Origin of the sequence: Kluyvera sp. Awk 3, from assembly GCF_028069715.1 — a bacterium.
Taxonomy (GTDB): domain Bacteria; phylum Pseudomonadota; class Gammaproteobacteria; order Enterobacterales; family Enterobacteriaceae; genus Kluyvera; species Kluyvera georgiana_A.
Map to the genome: position 1 here is coordinate 25,346 of NZ_JANEWH010000029.1, position 16,866 is coordinate 42,211.

General features: G+C 55.5%; 18 protein-coding genes. 10 read left to right on the forward strand and 8 right to left on the reverse strand.

The genetic code is table 11. The features are described from left to right. Position 1: 1 nt before the first annotated feature. The 8 genes from sapF (at position 2) to osmB (ending at position 8,750) form a co-directional block, all read left to right on the forward strand. Positions 2–808, forward strand: a complete 807-nt coding sequence (sapF, locus tag NNN71_RS08635) for a putrescine export ABC transporter ATP-binding protein SapF (protein ID WP_064545963.1) — start codon at positions 2–4, stop codon at positions 806–808. A 37-nt stretch (positions 809–845) separates the two neighbouring features. Next, complete coding sequence (fabI, locus tag NNN71_RS08640) at positions 846–1,631, forward strand: enoyl-ACP reductase FabI (RefSeq protein WP_271458323.1); 786 nt, start codon at positions 846–848, stop codon at positions 1,629–1,631. Positions 1,632–1,875: 244 nt separating this feature from the next. Continuing rightward, positions 1,876–3,033 carry a CMD domain-containing protein gene (locus tag NNN71_RS08645; protein WP_271458324.1) on the forward strand — a complete coding sequence of 386 codons (1,158 nt, stop codon included), beginning with the start codon at positions 1,876–1,878 and terminating at the stop codon, positions 3,031–3,033. An 80-nt stretch (positions 3,034–3,113) separates the two neighbouring features. Further along, positions 3,114–5,048, forward strand: a complete 1,935-nt coding sequence (locus NNN71_RS08650) for an exoribonuclease II (protein ID WP_163448930.1) — start codon at positions 3,114–3,116, stop codon at positions 5,046–5,048. Positions 5,049–5,183: 135 nt separating this feature from the next. Beyond that, complete coding sequence (gene pdeR, locus NNN71_RS08655) at positions 5,184–7,169, forward strand: cyclic di-GMP phosphodiesterase (RefSeq protein WP_163448929.1); 1,986 nt, start codon at positions 5,184–5,186, stop codon at positions 7,167–7,169. An 81-nt stretch (positions 7,170–7,250) separates the two neighbouring features. Then, the gene (locus NNN71_RS08660) at positions 7,251–7,433 is read left to right on the forward strand and encodes a YciZ family protein (protein ID WP_163448928.1); all 183 of its coding nucleotides are present in this window, start codon (positions 7,251–7,253) and stop codon (positions 7,431–7,433) included. Between the two features lie 72 nt (positions 7,434–7,505). Beyond that, positions 7,506–8,255: a DNA-binding transcriptional regulator YciT gene (gene yciT / locus NNN71_RS08665; protein WP_163448927.1), complete on the forward strand. Its 750-nt coding sequence runs from the start codon at positions 7,506–7,508 to the stop codon at positions 8,253–8,255. Positions 8,256–8,531: 276 nt separating this feature from the next. Then, positions 8,532–8,750, forward strand: a complete 219-nt coding sequence (osmB, locus tag NNN71_RS08670; protein WP_064545993.1) for an osmotically-inducible lipoprotein OsmB — start codon at positions 8,532–8,534, stop codon at positions 8,748–8,750. An 84-nt stretch (positions 8,751–8,834) separates the two neighbouring features. Here the strand turns inward: osmB and yciH are convergent, their stop codons facing one another. The 5 genes from yciH to pgpB form a co-directional block, all read right to left on the reverse strand. Further along, positions 8,835–9,161 (reverse strand): stress response translation initiation inhibitor YciH, encoded by a 327-nt coding sequence (gene yciH, locus NNN71_RS08675; RefSeq protein WP_163448926.1) that lies wholly within the window; start codon positions 9,159–9,161, stop codon positions 8,835–8,837. Then, a complete protein-coding gene (pyrF, locus tag NNN71_RS08680; RefSeq protein WP_271458325.1) occupies positions 9,161–9,895 on the reverse strand; it encodes an orotidine-5'-phosphate decarboxylase in 735 nt (244 codons plus the stop codon). Before pyrF ends, yciH begins: the two co-directional genes overlap by 1 nt. 150 nt (positions 9,896–10,045) lie before the next feature. Beyond that, positions 10,046–11,215, reverse strand: a complete 1,170-nt coding sequence (gene lapB, locus NNN71_RS08685) for a lipopolysaccharide assembly protein LapB (RefSeq protein WP_163448924.1) — start codon at positions 11,213–11,215, stop codon at positions 10,046–10,048. 6 nt (positions 11,216–11,221) lie between these two features. Continuing rightward, positions 11,222–11,530 carry a LapA family protein gene (locus NNN71_RS08690; protein ID WP_163448923.1) on the reverse strand — a complete coding sequence of 103 codons (309 nt, stop codon included), beginning with the start codon at positions 11,528–11,530 and terminating at the stop codon, positions 11,222–11,224. A 169-nt stretch (positions 11,531–11,699) separates the two neighbouring features. Beyond that, the gene (gene pgpB / locus NNN71_RS08695; RefSeq protein ID WP_271458326.1) at positions 11,700–12,425 is read right to left on the reverse strand and encodes a phosphatidylglycerophosphatase B; all 726 of its coding nucleotides are present in this window, start codon (positions 12,423–12,425) and stop codon (positions 11,700–11,702) included. Positions 12,426–12,592: 167 nt separating this feature from the next. On the opposite strand from pgpB, the gene ribA reads away from it, so the two are divergent. After that, complete coding sequence (ribA, locus tag NNN71_RS08700; RefSeq protein ID WP_035896308.1) at positions 12,593–13,183, forward strand: GTP cyclohydrolase II; 591 nt, start codon at positions 12,593–12,595, stop codon at positions 13,181–13,183. Positions 13,184–13,228: 45 nt separating this feature from the next. On the opposite strand, the gene NNN71_RS08705 is transcribed toward ribA, so the two are convergent. Genes NNN71_RS08705 through NNN71_RS08715 form a run of 3 tightly spaced genes read right to left on the reverse strand, consistent with a single transcriptional unit; the run spans position 13,229 to position 16,153 of the window. Further along, entirely contained in the window at positions 13,229–14,356 is a 1,128-nt protein-coding gene (locus NNN71_RS08705; protein WP_163448921.1) for an ABC transporter ATP-binding protein, read from the reverse strand. 11 nt (positions 14,357–14,367) lie between these two features. Next, positions 14,368–15,270 (reverse strand): carbohydrate ABC transporter permease, encoded by a 903-nt coding sequence (locus tag NNN71_RS08710; RefSeq protein ID WP_163448920.1) that lies wholly within the window; start codon positions 15,268–15,270, stop codon positions 14,368–14,370. Then, the gene (locus NNN71_RS08715) at positions 15,263–16,153 is read right to left on the reverse strand and encodes a carbohydrate ABC transporter permease (RefSeq protein WP_163448919.1); all 891 of its coding nucleotides are present in this window, start codon (positions 16,151–16,153) and stop codon (positions 15,263–15,265) included. Before NNN71_RS08715 ends, NNN71_RS08710 begins: the two co-directional genes overlap by 8 nt. A gap of 196 nt (positions 16,154–16,349) precedes the next feature. On the opposite strand from NNN71_RS08715, the gene NNN71_RS08720 reads away from it, so the two are divergent. Beyond that, the coding region (locus tag NNN71_RS08720) for an AraC family ligand binding domain-containing protein (RefSeq protein ID WP_271458327.1) at positions 16,350–16,866 on the forward strand (517 nt) is incomplete at its 3' end.

Consider the following 16,866-nt stretch of genomic DNA (forward strand, 5'->3'; position numbering starts at 1 on the left):
CATGGTCGAAACGCTGCTTGAAGTGCGCAACCTGAGCAAAACCTTCCGCTACCGCACCGGCTGGTTCCATCGCCAGACGCTACAGGCGGTGAAGCCGCTGAGCTTTACCCTGCGTGAAAAGCAAACGCTGGCGATTATCGGCGAGAACGGTTCGGGCAAGTCGACGCTGGCCAAAATGCTGGCCGGGATGGTGGAACCGACCACCGGCGAACTGCTGATTGACGATCATCCGCTGGAGTTCGGCGACTACTCATTCCGTAGCCAGCGCATTCGCATGATTTTCCAGGATCCGAGCACCTCGCTGAACCCACGTCAGCGCATTTCGCAAATCCTTGATTTCCCGCTGCGTCTGAACACCGACCTTGAACCCGAGGCGCGACGTCAGCAGATTATCGATACCCTGCGCCTGGTCGGCCTGTTGCCGGACCACGTCAGCTACTATCCGCACATGCTGGCGCCGGGGCAGAAACAGCGTCTGGGCCTGGCGCGTGCGCTGATTTTGCGCCCGAAGGTCATTATCTGCGATGAAGCGTTGGCCTCGCTCGATATGTCGATGCGTTCGCAACTGGTAAACCTGATGCTCGAACTGCAGGAAAAACAGGGTATCTCGTATATTTACGTGACTCAGCATTTGGGCATGATGAAGCACATCAGCGACCAGGTGCTGGTGATGCACCAGGGGGAAGTGGTCGAGCGCGGCAGCACCGCCGACGTGCTGGCCTCCCCGCTGCACGACTTAACCAAACGGCTGATTGCCGGTCACTTTGGCGAGGCGCTGACCGCCGATGCCTGGCGTAAAGACCGCTGATCGCCGCAATCACCATCAAGAGAAGGATGATTACGCTATGGGTTTTCTTACTGGCAAACGTATCCTGATTACCGGTGTCGCCAGCAAACTGTCCATCGCCTACGGCATTGCCCAGGCGATGCACCGCGAAGGGGCCGAACTGGCGTTCACGTATCAGAACGACAAACTGAAAGGCCGCGTGGAAGATTTCGCCGCCTCGCTGGACTCGCACATTGTGCTGCCGTGCGACGTGGCGGAAGACGCGAGCATTGAAGCGCTGTTCAGCGAGCTGGTAAAAACATGGCCACAGTTTGACGGTTTCGTTCACTCGATTGGCTTTGCTCCCGCCGACCAGCTCGACGGCGACTACGTCAACGCCGTCACCCGTGAAGGCTTTAAAATCGCCCACGACATCAGCTCATACAGCTTCGTGGCGATGGCGAAAGCCTGCCGTGGGATGCTGAACCCCGGTTCAGCCCTGCTGACGCTTTCCTACCTCGGCGCAGAGCGCGCCATCCCCAACTACAACGTGATGGGCCTGGCGAAAGCTTCGCTGGAAGCTAACGTCCGCTATATGGCTAACGCCATGGGGCCGGAGGGGGTTCGCGTCAATGCTATCTCCGCAGGCCCGATTCGTACGCTGGCCGCCTCCGGTATAAAGGATTTCCGAAAAATGCTCGCCCATTGCGAAGCGGTTACGCCGATTCGTCGCACCGTGACCATTGAAGACGTCGGTAATTCCGCCGCGTTCCTGTGCTCAAACCTGGCCGCCGGTGTTTCCGGTGAAGTACTGCACGTTGACGGCGGCTTCAGCATTGCCGCCATGAACGAGCTGGAGCTGTAGCCCCGATTCCAGGCCAGATAAGCGCAGCGCCATCAGGCAAATTGGCGCATATTGCCGGATGGCGGCGTAAACGCCTTATCCGGCCTGGAGCCCCCTCCCGCCTTTGTTATTCCAGTCAGTTATTAATTATCGCCGAACAATATTTTCTCCCTCGTCACGCATGCGCCAGGATATTTATCCATAACGATCCGGCAACATCTCCTTCGACGCTGCTGGCTCGCCACCTTCAGATCAAGGAACTCCCATGGAGCCACGCCGCGTTTCCGGCAAAAACCACTGGTATCACGAAACCCAGTCGAGAACCCAACACAGCGACGTGATGCCGCTGGTTCCTGAAGCTGCGCACGTTGACGACCGTTTTTTACTCGACCTCGTCCTGCCTGATGCGCTGCTTAATGCCAATCAGCGCTGGCTGAACGCTGGCCGTAAGCTGGCTAATTTACTGTTCCCGGATACCGTTCCGGTGAATCGTCTGCGCACGTTCAGCGATTACGACCGCCTGAGCACCGCCCTGACCGTGGCGCAGGTTTCCGGCGTTCAGCGGCTGTGTAACCACTATGCCGCGCGTCTCGCCCCTCTACAGGGGCCTGACTCATCGCGAGAAAGTAACCGTCGGCTGGCGCAAATGACCGAATACGCACGTCAGCTTGCCAGCTCGCCGTCCATCATCACCCCGCGTGCGCGCCAGCAACTGGACGGCGTAGGGCTCACGCTGCACGACATCATTCTGATTAATCAGATTGTGGGCTTTGTCGGCTTCCAGGCCCGTGTCGTCGCCCTCTTCCAGGCGCATCTGGGCTTTCCGGTGCGCTGGATCCCCGGCATGCCGGTGCAGGAGGATTCAGACGCCGATCGCTTTAGTAATGAAAGCGCGCAGTGGCACACCGATCTGGAGGTTATCGAAGCCCACCAGGCCAACACCCCGCAGGGTGAAGCGCTCTCCCGCTGGCAAAATCTGCCAGAACTGCACGCGCTGGCGCCGGTGCTGGCGCACGAGGAGACGCTGTTGGCCGGGTTCGGCGAACTCCTGGATGCCCTGACGTTTACGCATCCGCTGCTGCCGCTGTCGGCGCTCATTCCCGCGCGCATCAACGGCAGCGTGAGCTGTTTCAACTACAACAGCGGATTATGGCAGGGCGCCAGCGGCCTACCCGAGGCGGTACGCAACGGTGAACGGGCGATTCTGGCGTGGAGCCACCATTTCCCCTGCGAACGCGCGCTCGCTCAGGCCACACAGTTACTGACCCGCGCGCCGGACCGCTTTAGCGCCGCGCAGCTGAACCCGCTTATCGAGCATGGGCTATCGACGCCTGACGCTATCACCCTGCTCACCTGGAGCGCATTGAGCGGTTGGTTAAATCGCCTGCACATCGCGCTCGGAGCCGCACAACAAGTTACGTAAAAGGTGAAACAGCGCTTGCTGCGTCCTATGGATTCGCGTAAAAATGACAGCCGCTCTTTTGGCCACGAAAATAGATCAATATGCTTCAGGACAACCCGCTGCTTGCGCAGCTAAAACAGCAACTCCATTCCCAAACGCCCCGCGCGGAAGGGGTCGTCAAAGCCACGGAAAAAGGTTTCGGTTTCCTCGAAGTCGACGCACAGAAAAGCTACTTTATTCCGCCGCCGCAGATGAAAAAAGTGATGCACGGCGACCGTATTATTGCGGTGATCCACTCTGAACGCGAAAAAGAGAGTGCAGAGCCGGAAGAACTGGTCGAGCCGTTCCTGACCCGCTTTGTGGGCAAGGTGCATCGTAAGGACGATCGTCTGTCTATCGTGCCTGACCATCCGCTGTTGAAAGACGCCATTCCTTGCCGCGCCGAACGCGGCGTAACGCATGATTTTAAAGAGGGTGACTGGGCCGTTGCTGAAATGCGCCGTCATCCGCTGAAAGGCGATCGCAGCTTCTACGCCGAGCTGACCCAATTCATCACCTTTGGTGACGACCACTTTGTGCCATGGTGGGTTACCCTCGCCCGTCACAACCTGGAAAAAGAAGCGCCGAACGGCGTCGCCACCGAGATGCAGGACGAAGGCCTTGAGCGCCGCGATCTCACCGCGCTGGATTTTGTCACCATCGACAGCGCCAGCACCGAAGATATGGACGATGCGCTGTACGTGGAAGAAGCCGCCGATGGCAAGCTGCTGCTGACCGTCGCCATCGCCGATCCTACCGCCTGGATCGTGGAAGGCAGCAAGCTGGACAACGCCGCGAAAATTCGCGCGTTTACCAACTATTTGCCGGGCTTCAACATTCCGATGCTGCCGCGCGAGCTGTCTGACGACCTCTGTTCGCTGCGCGCTAACGTGGTGCGCCCGGTGCTTGCCTGCCGCATGACGCTGGCCGCCGATGGCACCATCGAAGACAACATTGAGTTCTTTGCCGCCAGTATCGAGTCGAAAGCCAAGCTGGTGTACGACGACGTCTCCAACTGGCTGGAGAACACCGGTAGCTGGCAGCCGCAGAGCGAAGCAATCGCACGCCAGATTACCCTGCTGCAGCGCGTATGCCAGGCACGTAGCGAATGGCGTCAAACCCACGCGCTGGTGTTTAAAGACCGTCCGGACTACCGTTTTGTGCTGGGTGAGAAAGGCGAAGTACAGGATATCGTCGCCGAGCCGCGCCGCATTGCTAACCGCATCGTTGAAGAGTCAATGATTGCGGCGAACATCTGCGCTGCTCGCGTGCTGCGCGATAAACTCGGTTTCGGCGTTTATAACGTCCACACCGGGTTCGCGCCGGATAACACTGAAGCGTTGGCGGCCCTGCTGAAAACGCATGATGTGCACGTCGATCCGCAAGAGGTGCTGACGCTGGCCGGTTTCTGCAAGCTACGCCGCGAGCTGGACGCACAGCCATCTGGCTTCCTCGACAGCCGTATCCGTCGCTTCCAGTCATTCGCTGAAATCAGCACCGAGCCGGGTCCGCACTTTGGTTTAGGTCTTGAGGCCTACGCCACCTGGACCTCACCGATTCGTAAGTATGGCGATATGATTAACCATCGTCTGCTGAAGGCGGTGATTAAAGGTGAAAGCGCCTCACGTCCGCAGGATGACATAACCGTGCAGATGGCCGAACGCCGTCGCCTGAACCGCATGGCAGAACGCGACGTCGCTGACTGGCTGTATGCGCGCTACCTGAGCCCAATGGCAGGTACAGAGACGCGCTTTGCCGCTGAGATTATCGATATCAGCCGTGGGGGTATGCGCGTGCGCCTGGTCGATAACGGCGCGGTCGCCTTTATTCCAGCGCCGTTCCTGCACGCCGTGCGCGACGAGCTGGTCTGCAGCCAGGAGAGCGGAACCGTGCAGATCAAAGGCGAAGTGGTCTATAAGGTCACCGACGTCATTGATGTCACCATCGCGGAAGTCCGCATGGAGACGCGCAGCGTGATTGCCCGCCCAGCGGCGTAATCTTCGCCAAACGGCCCCTTTCGGGGCCGTTTTTTTATCTACTGCTCACCGACTCTCTTTTTTCTCAGCGAAAAAGCCGAAAAACGTTCACACTGAATACCATGGCATCCGCACGCAGATGGACGAGAGGAAGGTATGGTCAAGTCTCTGGCACAAAATCTGCTCGACCCAAACTCCAGCGAAACCAGCCTCTACTGGCGTTTGTCGCGTGCCGAACCGACGCTGCTTTTAGGGACGGATCCCGATGCGAATGCCGACTTTGCCGTTCCGTTAAGTGACGAAAACGCCAGCCGTATTCGCGCCATGAGCGTCACCACGTCCAGCATCGCCCTGAATATTCAGCTTAACGGCTACGACGTCCCTCTACATTTAATTGGCCGCAAGGTCAGTGGTACCGAATGGGCCGGTACCGCGTCTTCGTGGTTTGATACCTCTTCCGTCGCTCGCGATCTGTTACAAGGCCTGCTGTTTGCCGAACAGGTGGTATCGGAAGCCAACGCCGTGATCGTCATTCTCGACAGAGAAGGCAAAATTCAGCGCTTCAACCGCTTATGCGAAGAGTATACCGGCCTCAAAGAACAGGACGTCATCGGCAAAACGGCGTTCGAATTGTTTATGTCGGCCCCGGAAGCCGCAGCGGCGCGGGAAAACGTCAGCCGTTTTTTTACCAACGGCGGGCCGTATGAAGTTGAGCGCTGGATCAAAACGCGTAAAGGCTCACGCCTGTTTTTATTTCGCAACCGCTTTGTGCACAGCGGCAGCGGCAAAAACGAGATCTATCTCATCTGTTCCGGAACCGATATTACCGAGGAACGCAAAGCCCAGGAGCGCCTGCGGGTGCTGGCCAATACTGACACCATTACTGGCCTGCCCAATCGGCACGCGATCAATGAACTGATTGGCCGCGCGATGGATAACCGTCAGGGCGACCATCAGGTGGGTCTTGTCTATTTCGACCTCGACAACTTCAAGAAGGTGAATGATGCCTACGGCCACGTCTTTGGCGACCAGCTGTTGCAGTCTGTCGCGCTGTCGATTTTAAGCTGTCTGGAAGACGGCCAGACGCTGGCGCGGCTCGGTGGCGACGAGTTTATCGTCCTGGCGGTGAATACCTCGCAATGCGCGCTGGAGGCGATGGCATCACGGGTGCTGACCCGCCTACGCGATCCGTTTCGTATCGGCCTGATTGAGGTCTACAGCGGCTGTTCACTCGGCATTTCGCTCGCACCGCAGCACGGGGAAGACCGTGAGAGCCTGATTCGCAATGCCGACACCGCGATGTACACCGCGAAAGAAAAAGGCCGCGGACGCTTCAGCGTCTTTTCCCCCGAAATGAATCAGCGGGTGTTCGAATATCTGTGGCTGGATACTAACCTGCGCAAAGCGCTGCAAAGCGATCAACTGGTCATCCATTATCAGCCCAAAGTGGCGCTAAACGGCGAAATTCAGAGTCTGGAAGCGCTGGTACGGTGGAATTCGCCGGAGCGCGGGTTAATTCCGCCGCTCGACTTTATCTCTTACGCCGAAGAATCCGGGCTGATTGTGCCGCTGGGGCGCTGGGTCATGCTTGAAGCCATCCGTCAGTTGGCTTACTGGCGAGACCGCGGTATTCATCTGCGCGTGGCCGTCAACGTTTCGGCGCGGCAGTTGGTCGATCAATCCATTTTTAGCGACCTTAAACAGGCGCTTAAGGCTCAACACTTTTCTGAATGCCCGATAGATATTGAGCTGACCGAAAGCTGCCTGATTGATAATGCTGACCAGGCTCTGGAGGTCATTCAACAGTTTCGCTCGCTCGGCGCGCAGATTCATCTCGACGATTTCGGCACCGGCTACTCGTCGCTGTCGCAGTTGGCCCGTTTCCCCATCGATACTATCAAGCTGGACCATAGTTTTGTGCATCATGTGCATAAACAGTCGGTTTCCCAGTCGCTGGCGCTGGCGATTATTGCCGTCGCCCGTGCGCTTAATCTGCGCATTATTGCCGAAGGGGTGGAGGATGCTGACGACGACGCATTCCTGGTGCAAAATGGCGTTGACGAGCGGCAAGGCTACTATTTTGCCCGCCCTATGCCCGCTGCCGAACTGGAACGCTGGCTGGAGGCGCGTCAGGGGTTATAAGGTAAGCCTTTTTTTCACTTCTCTTTTGTCTGTAAATTTTGCATCATTGATTTCAATCGAATTTATCAACAGGATCCCACCATGTCCGAGCTCGATGCGCGTCAGGTAGCCCAACGTATTGATACCGTATTGGATATTCTGGTCGGCGGTGACACCCACTCCGCCATCAACAATCTGGAAATATTAAAAGCAGAACTGCTGGCTCACGCCGCGGACGAACGCGACAACAGAACAGGTCAGCCTAAATCCCCGTGGGAAATCTGACGTCCTTTGCCCAGCGAACAGCGGTGCTCAGCCTGACAGCCGCCTTCGCGTAGAGAAATTGATCGATTTATTATGAATGCCCGACAGCAAACAATTTTACAACTGGTCATCGATAAAGGCCGCATGAGCGTTGCCGACCTGGCAAAAATGACCGGCGTTTCGGAAGTGACAATTCGTCAGGATCTGAATCTGCTGGAGAAACAGAGCTATTTGCGGCGTACTCATGGTTACGCGGTCCCGCTGGATAGCGAAGACGTTGAAACGCGCATGATGAACAACTTCGCTCTCAAGCGCGAGCTGGCCGAGTTTGCCGCGTCTCTGGTTCAGCCCGGCGAAACGGTGTTTATCGAAAACGGCAGCAGCAATGCCCTGCTGGCGCGTGCGCTGGCGACGCAACCAGACATCACCATTATCACCGTCAGCAGTTATATCGCCCATCTGCTGAAAGAGACGCCGGGAGAAGTGATTCTGCTGGGCGGCATTTATCAGAAGAAAAGTGAAAGCATGGTTGGCCCGCTGACGCGTCAGTACATTCAGCAGGTACACTTCAGCAAAGCATTTATCGGTATCGACGGCTGGCAGCCGGAAACCGGGTTTACCGGCCGCGACATGATGCGCGCAGATATCGTCAACGCGGTCCTGGAGAAAGGTAGCGAAGCGATTGTCCTGAGTGACAGCTCGAAATTCGGCGCCATTCATCCGTATGCACTGGGGCCGATGAACCAGTTCAGCCGGGTGATTACTGACGATAATCTGGCAACGGAAAAGCAGCTACAGCTTGAGCAGTCCGGTTTGACTGTGAATATTGTGCCACGTCCCTGATTGACCCAACCCGGTGTGTCGCCGCATCGGGTTTCTTGTTTCCCCTTCCCGCCTCGCTATGAGAGTTTTCCGACCCCGGAATTAAGACTTTTTACCTGTCAGCGACATCACAAAATCGTAAAATTAATGTTAGCGATATAACAGGAAGTAACTATCACTTACGTGACTTTTAGCAATAAAATTTACAACCTGCGCAACAAGCTTCACAGGAGAAACCTCTGGCAATGGCTATACTTAAGGTGCTCTTCCGTGAATAGAATATTCAGGAGAAATAAAATGACTTCAATGAGCAAGAAAATGGCTGCCGCGATGGTAGCAGTAACGCTGGTCATGTCGCTGAGCGCATGTTCTAACTGGTCCAAACGCGATCGTAATACCGCGCTGGGCGCCGGTGCAGGTGCCATCGGTGGCGCTGTGTTAACCGACGGTAGCGCGCTGGGTACTCTGGGCGGTGCGGCGGTCGGTGGGATCATCGGCCACCAGGTTGGTAAATAAGCTAATTCAGAAAGATTATCAGGGCCCCGACAATGTTCGGGGCCCTTTTCATTGGTCGTTTGGCAATCTGACCAGGAGGACGCCTTAACCGCCTGCCAGTTTCACCTTCATACCTTTTGCTTCCAGCAGCGTTTTCAGCAGGTCGCGTTTGTCGCCCTGAATTTCAATCACGCCATCTTTCAACGCGCCGCCGCAGCCGCATTTTTTCTTCAGCTCAGCCGCCAGTTTCGCCAGCGCGTCGTCATCCAGGTCAATCCCGGTAATCAGGCATACACCCTTTCCTTTACGCCCGCTGGTCTGACGTTGAATGCGTACGATGCCATCCCCCCTGGGGCGCTCCGCAACGGCTTTAGGTTCGTCAATACGCCCGGTTTCCGTGGAATAAACCAGACGGCTGTTAGAATCGCTCATTACGCCCCCAGATTTAATGATGCGTTAATGTCGCGCAGTGTCTGCGCCGGATCGGCAGACTGCGTCACCGGACGGCCAATAACCATATAGTCAACGCCCGCCGCCAGCGCCTGCTCCGGCGTCATGATACGGCGCTGATCGCCCGCCGCGCTGCCCGCCGGACGAATCCCCGGCGTCACCAGTTTGAACGCCTGCCCCAGCTCCTGCTTGAAGCGAACCGCTTCCTGCGCCGAGCAAACGACGCCATCCAGGCCGCAGTTTTTGGTCAATGCCGCCAGCTTCGTCGCGTAATCCGCCGGCGCCAGGGTAATGCCCAGATCCTGCAAATCGCTGGATTCCATGCTGGTCAGCACGGTGACCGCAATCAGCAGCGGCGCGTCGTTACCAAAGGGCACCAGCGCTTCACGCGCGGCGGTCATCATCCGCGCGCCGCCGGAGGCATGCACGTTTACCATCCACACGCCGAGATCGGCCGCTGCCGCAACCGCGTGCGCCGTTGTGTTTGGAATATCGTGGAATTTCAGGTCCAGGAAGATATCAAAACCGCGCTGCTGTAAATCACGCACCAGCTGCGGGCCAAACAGCGTAAACATCTCTTTGCCGACTTTCAGGCGGCAATCGCGCGGGTCGATACGGTCAACGAAGGCCAACGCCTTGTCACGATTATCATAGTCGAGGGCGACAACAACGGGAGAAGATGTGGTAACACGAGAAGAAGATGAAGCAACGGACATGACTGGACCTTCTTGTTGATGGGCACGCGCGGTGCAGAAAAGGTAAACGGGCAGCATTCTACCTGCGTGACCCCGCAGGCACAATGGCAGAGACGGCAACGGTTGGGGAAATTAAAGGATGTTGTAACTAAGTGGATAGTTTTTTATAAATTACTGACCATCAAGTCCGCGAATCGGTTTAATGGTCGACCACGCGCGGCACGACGGGCAGTGCCAGTACAGCGTATAGGCGGTAAAACCACATTTCTGACAGCGGTAGCGCGGTTTGCTGCGCACCTGTTCGCCGACCATATCGCGCAGCACCATCAGGCTCTCTTTCGCGCGCCCTTCTTCCGCTTCGTTGAGATGGTAGTCCATCAGTTTGTGGAACACGCGCATCGTGGGATGACGCTGGAGCTGGCGGGTGACGTAGGTTTGCGCCGCGTCACCGCCTTTGCTCTGCTCAACCACCTGCGCCAGCATCAATTCTGCCGTCGCACCGGTGTTTTCTTCCACACAGCGCTGAAGGAAATGTTCCCACTCCTTCTCTTTACCCAACTGTTGATAGCAGGTTTGCAGCATTTCCAGCGTTTCGCTGACCAGCTCTTTATCCTGGTCAATCACCCGTAGCAGGCTGTCCATCGCTTTGGCGTAATCACCTTTCGCCATCCACGCTCGCCCCATCATAATAGAGACGCGAGCGCTGGAAGGGTCCGCCGCCGCACCGCGTTTGAGCAGCGACATGGCTTTATCCAGCTCGTCGTTACCCATCTGCTGAAGCGCCAGTTCGCACCAGAAATGCGCGATTTCGCCACGATGCTTATCTTTACCCAGCTTCACCAGGCGTTCGGCGGTATCAATCGCCTTCTGCCAGTCGCTGGTCGCCTGATAGATTTGCAGAAGCTGCTGAAGCGCGCTGATACGGAAATCGGTTTCGTCGACCAGTTGGTTGAACATGTCTTCCGCCCGATCGTACAGCCCGGCGGCCATATAGTCGCGGCCAAGCTGTTGTACCGCCAACAGGCGCTGGTCGTAAGTGAGAGAGGCGCTTTCCATCAGCGTCTGGTGAATGCGGATAGCCCGGTCAACCTCGCCGCGCGAGCGGAACAGATTGCCCAGGGTCAGGTGCGCTTCCACGGTACCGGTGTCCTCTTTGAGCATATCGAGGAACAGGTCAACCGCTTTATCCTGCTGGTTGCTTAAAAGAAAGTTCACCCCTGCCACGTAATCACGTGACAAGCGGTTCGCTTCGTCCTGTTTGGACTGTTGCGCACTTCTGCGGCCCATATACCAACCGTAGGCGGCGGCGACGGGTAAAAGCAGAAACAACAACTCCAGCATAGATGATTATTCCTTCGCCGCCGGAACTTCCGGCGCTACCGTAGTGGCCGTCTCAGGGGCAAGTTGATGTTCCAGACGTTTGATTTTACGTTCGGCACGCAGCAGCGAAACGCGCACGCGCAGCCAGAACAGGCCGCAGACCAGCCAGCCAATGGCGAAGCCCACGGCAAACAGCACCGCCAGCAGCGTTGAAATTCGGAATTCACCCTGTGCCAACAGATAATTGAAGGTCACAAGCTGATCGTTTTGCGCACCCAGCGTCACTGAGATGACGAAAATCGCTAACACCAATAAAAAAATGAGTAGGTATTTCACATTACTTCCCGTTATGCGGCTTCTGCAGTGTCGACACAGCACCTAGCCTTATAAAATAACATCTTCACCGCGACGACGAAATGGAAAAGCGTTCCGCAAGCCTTAGATCTGTGGGTTAGCGTGCGGGAAATCAACCCTTTTCCCCTTTTCATCGTATCGCGCCCTGTTTTTATGTCTCTTTTTTCCACGGTCCACAGTACCGCACCGCCAGCCAGCTGGCGAGCGTCGCCAGCAGCCACGACATGACCGTTGCCATCATCAGGTCCAGCGGCCAGTGCATTCCCAACAGCAGGCGACTGCCCATCACCGTGACCGCCCAGGCCATCAGGAATGCCACCGCCAACGCCCGACGACGCGACCACAGCAACCCAACCGCCAGCAGTGCCCAGGTTGCGGCAAACATGGTGTGCCCGGACGGAAAGGCAAAACCGGTCTCTTTTTGCCAGTGATGACGCAAAAAACCCGGTATATCATGCTGTTGTGCCAGCTGTTCTTTCACCAGCGCCGAACGTTCGCCCCGCTTTAAAGTGTAGAACTGCTCGACCGGAATTTGCTGCGTTTTTTCCAGCCAGATAACAAACGGTCGCGGCTCTTGTACTACCCCTTTAACCAGCGATTTTGCACCCTGCCCCAAAAGTACTGCCGCGCTGAGAATGATCACCAGAATGATTGCCCCACGAAGGCGTGGCCTCAGCGCCCAGAGAAACAGCGCACACAGCAGCAGATGAGTGATAATTCCCCACGGCTGGGTGACCGTTTCCGTCACCGCATACAGCGCCTGCAGCCACCAGCCGCTCGGCCCCGGCAGCCACTGCCAGCCGGAGAGCCAGACCGTCAATGGCATCAGTAAAAGCAGGATGGCGCCAATAAGCGTTCGTCGGGCGATGGTCGACATTTTTCTTCCTTTTTTCAACGAGGTTACCGCGCGAAAACCTCATAAATGTTCAATTTTGTGCGCTTTACCGGCGGTCACCCGTGCACGATTAGGTGAAGTAAAGCACGTTGTGGCAAAATAAGGAAAACAGAAGGCGTCGCTGACGCTAACATAATCTGGAGAATCACATGCAGCTTAAACGTGTGGCAGAAGCCAAACTGCCAACCCCCTGGGGCGATTTCCTGATGGTGGGCTTTGAAGAACTGGCAACCGGGCACGATCACGTCGCACTGGTTTTTGGTGATATTACCGGGCAAACGCCGGTGCTGTCGCGGGTACACTCGGAATGTTTAACCGGCGACGCGCTGTTTAGCCTGCGCTGTGATTGTGGTTTCCAGCTTGAGGCCGCGCTGTCGCACATTGCGGAAGAAGGCCGTGGGATTCTGCTTTATCATCGTCAGGAAGGCCGTAACATTGGCTTGCTGAATAAAATTCGCGCCTACGCACTGCAGGATCAGGGCTACGATACCGTGGAGGCCAACCACCAGCTCGGTTTTGCCGCCGACGAACGTGACTTCACCCTGTGTGCCGATATGTTCAAACTGCTGGGCGTCGACGCGGTGCGTCTGCTGACCAACAACCCGAAAAAAGTCGAAATTCTGACCGAGGCGGGCATCAATATTGTGGAACGTGTGCCGCTGATTGTCGGGCGTAACCCGAAAAATGCCCACTATCTCGATACTAAAGCGGCGAAAATGGGGCATCTGCTGAGTAAGTAATGCCGTGGTTGCCGTTTTGCTTTAAAACGGCAACCTTTTCCTGCCTTACAGCGAGATATTCTGCTCGCTCTGCGCATCAAAGATGTGACACTTCTCCATCTCAAAACGGAACCATACCTGGCTATGCAGGCCAGCGTCGAGAATCCCTTTAGCCTCGTCCGAGGGCATCCGCGCCGTCATCTCAAATTCGCCTACCTGCAGATAGAGGAAGAATTCGTGCCCCATATTTTCCGCGCGAATCAGCGTCCCGCGTCCACAGCCCTGAGCAAACGGCTGAGTGGAGACGGTAACATATTCCGGACGAATGCCGAAAAAGACGTCTTTATCAACGTAGTTTGCCACTTTACTCTGCTGCTGGGCGCTCAGAGGCAGTGTGTCATGGCCCACAGTAATATGCAGGCCGTCGTCTTTTATGACGATTTTCGCCGGTTTGATGTTCATTTCCGGCGCGCCGATAAAGCCAGCCACAAACATATTTTGCGGATAATGGTATAGGTTGTCCGGGGTATCTACCTGCATGATGTGGCCAAGCTTCATCACGCAGATACGGTCGCCCATGGTCATCGCTTCGGTCTGATCGTGGGTAACGTAAACGGTGGTGGCCGGCTTGCCGGATTTCTTCAGCTGCTTGTGCAGGTCGGAAATACGGATACGCATGGAGGCACGCAGCTTGGCGTCCAGGTTAGACAGCGGTTCATCGAACAGGAACACGTCCGGCTTTTTCACAATCGCGCGGCCTACGGCCACACGCTGTGCCTGACCACCGGAGAGCTGACGCGGCAGACGATCCAGCAGTTCTTCCAGCTCGAGGATTTTCGCCGCTTCGTTCACCTGGGCGTCGATCTGATCTTTCGGCATTTTGCTCAGCTTCAGGCCAAACGCCAGGTTCTCACGCACGGTCATGTGCGGGTACAGCGCGTAGTTCTGGAACACCATTGCAATCCCACGCTCTTTCGGCGCGAGGTTGTTGACGATCTTCTCGCCGATACGGACTTCGCCGCCGCTGATGGTTTCCAGGCCAGCCAGCATACGCAGAGTGGTGGATTTGGCGCAGCCGGACGGACCGACGATAACCATAAACTCCCCTTCTGCGATTGAAAGGTCGATACCATGTACCGCTTTGAAGCCGTTGGAGTACACTTTTTCCAGTTTGTTAAAAATCACTTCAGCCATGATATTTCCTCTTAGCCTTTAATTCCGCTGCTGGACACGCCCTGGACGAAGTAGCGCTGCGCCAGGAAGAACACAATGATGGAGGGCAGAATGGAGATGCTCGCCATTGCCAGAATTTCGTTCCACGGCGCCCCTTCGGTGACGTCGATGGACATTTTCAGTGCCAGTGCAATCGGGTACTTATCAACGCTATAGACGTAGATCAGCGGGCCGATAAAGTCGTTCATCGACCACATGAACTGGAACAGAGCGACGGAGATAATCGCCGGTTTCAGAATTGGCACCACCACGTACCACAGCACCTGCCACGAGTTGCAGCCGTCGATCTGCGCCGCCTCTTCCATATCGCGCGGTACGCCGCGCAGGAACTGAATCAGCATAAAGACGAAGAACCCTTGCGTGGCAAAAGCGGTTGGCAGGTACAGCGGCAGATAGCTGTTCAGCATGCCCATTTCGCGGAACATCAGATACTGCGGGATCAGCAGTACGGTGCTCGGCAGTAGCATGGTGGCAATCAACGTAGCAAACCAAAACTTCTTCCACGGGATCTCGAAGCGGGCAAAACCATAGGCGACGACGGTGGAGGAAATGATGGTCAGAATGACTTTCGGGATCACATACTTAAAGGTATTGATCATGTAGTGACCGAAATTGTACTCGGTACCGGTTTTCCAGCCGTTAATAAAGCCGTCCCAGGTGGCGTGCGACGGCCAAAGATTCAGCGTGGTGAAGATTTCGTGGTTCGGTTTGAACGATGCCGAGAACATCCACGCCAGCGGGTAAAGCATCATCAGCCCCACGACCAGCAAAATAACGTAACGCACGGTCCGGCTGATTTTTTCACGGCGCAGCGTACGGGCTACTTCGCGCGCAGCTTCCTCTTTGGTAGATAAAACGGATTGCAACTCAGCCATTTTTGCCTCCCTTATCGGCAGAGTAGAACACCCAGTATTTCGAAGACTTAAAGGCAATCGCCGCAAAGACGGCTACCACCAGGAACAGCACCCACGCCAGCGCTGCGCCGTAGCCCATATCAAAGTATTTGAAAGCGGTATCGTAGATGTAGAGCGAGAACAAGTAGGTGTAGTAGGTTGGGCCGCCGCCGGTGATCACATAGGGGCCAGTGAACTCCTGGAAGGTCCCGCTGGTCTGCATGATAAAGTTGAAGAAAATGACGGGCGTAATCAACGGCACGGTCACCTTGAGGAACATTTGCCACTTCGTCGCGCCGTCGATCATCGCCGCTTCGTACTGCGATTGCGGTACGTTTTGCAGCGCCGCGAGGAAGATAACCATCGCCGAGCCAAACTGCCACACGCGCAGCAGCGTGACCGAAATCAGCGCCAGCGACGGTTCGCCCAGCCAGTTGATCGGATCGACGCCAATCACGCCCAGCATGCTGTTAAACAGGCCGTCGATGGCGAACAGCGCGCGCCACAGTACCGCGATAGCCACCGAACTGCCGAGAATCGACGGGATGTAGTACGCGGTGCGGAAAAAACCAATGCCCCGCAGTTTAAAATTGAGCACAAAGGCAATACCCAGCGCAAACGCCAGTTTCACCGGAATGGTCAAAAAAACGTAGACAAAGGTCACCGCCATCGATTTCCAGAACAGTGAGTCTTCCGTCAGCATATACCGATAGTTTTCGATGCCGGTAAATTGCGGAGGACTCATCAAATCATACTGGGTAAAACTTAATAAAAATGACGATATAAACGGGAAAGCGGTAAACACCAGCAACCCGATTATGTAGGGTGATATCCATGCCAGACCTAATAACTTATTCTCGTTCATAGATTCCTCTAATATAATAAAGACGTACTGTATCGCGCATCGTCGCGATGGACGAGGCAGTGATCTTTATCACATTCAATATTAGCTAATAAAAATTAGCTGTGAACTCTCGCAAATTAATGAAAAAACATTTCATTTCTTTGTAATAAAATCCTATAGTCGAGAAATAATCTCAACTTCCATGAAGGCTATTGCCATGGCACTACGTCGGCACGCAACCTATTCACCGGATAACGCGTCATTGATGATCAAGCACATCGCTGACCAGGACATCTGCCCGCTGCACGCCCATGACTTTTACGAAATGGTCTGCGTCTCCTCAGGAAGCGGCATGCACGTCATTGACGGTATCTCCTGGCCCATCAGTCGTGGTTCGGTGTTCGTGGTGGCGCCTCATGAAGAGCACTATTTTGAGAAAGTAGAAAAACTTTCCCTGCTCAATATTTTGATCCGCCCCGCCTTTCTCACTGACACGCTGCTGACGCTGCTTGCTGACTTTGCGCCTGAAAAACAGTTTATGGCCACCCACCAGACCATTGTGCACAGTACATTTTACACCAACCTATTAAATGAAGAATTAAGCCATAATTTGGCGCATCAACCACTCATGCTGGAAACATTGTTTACTCAGCTGGCGATATTTTTGCAGCGCGGCCATATTAGCCAGGCGGCTGATAATTGCGTAAAAGAAGATTCAATCATATATTTATTGA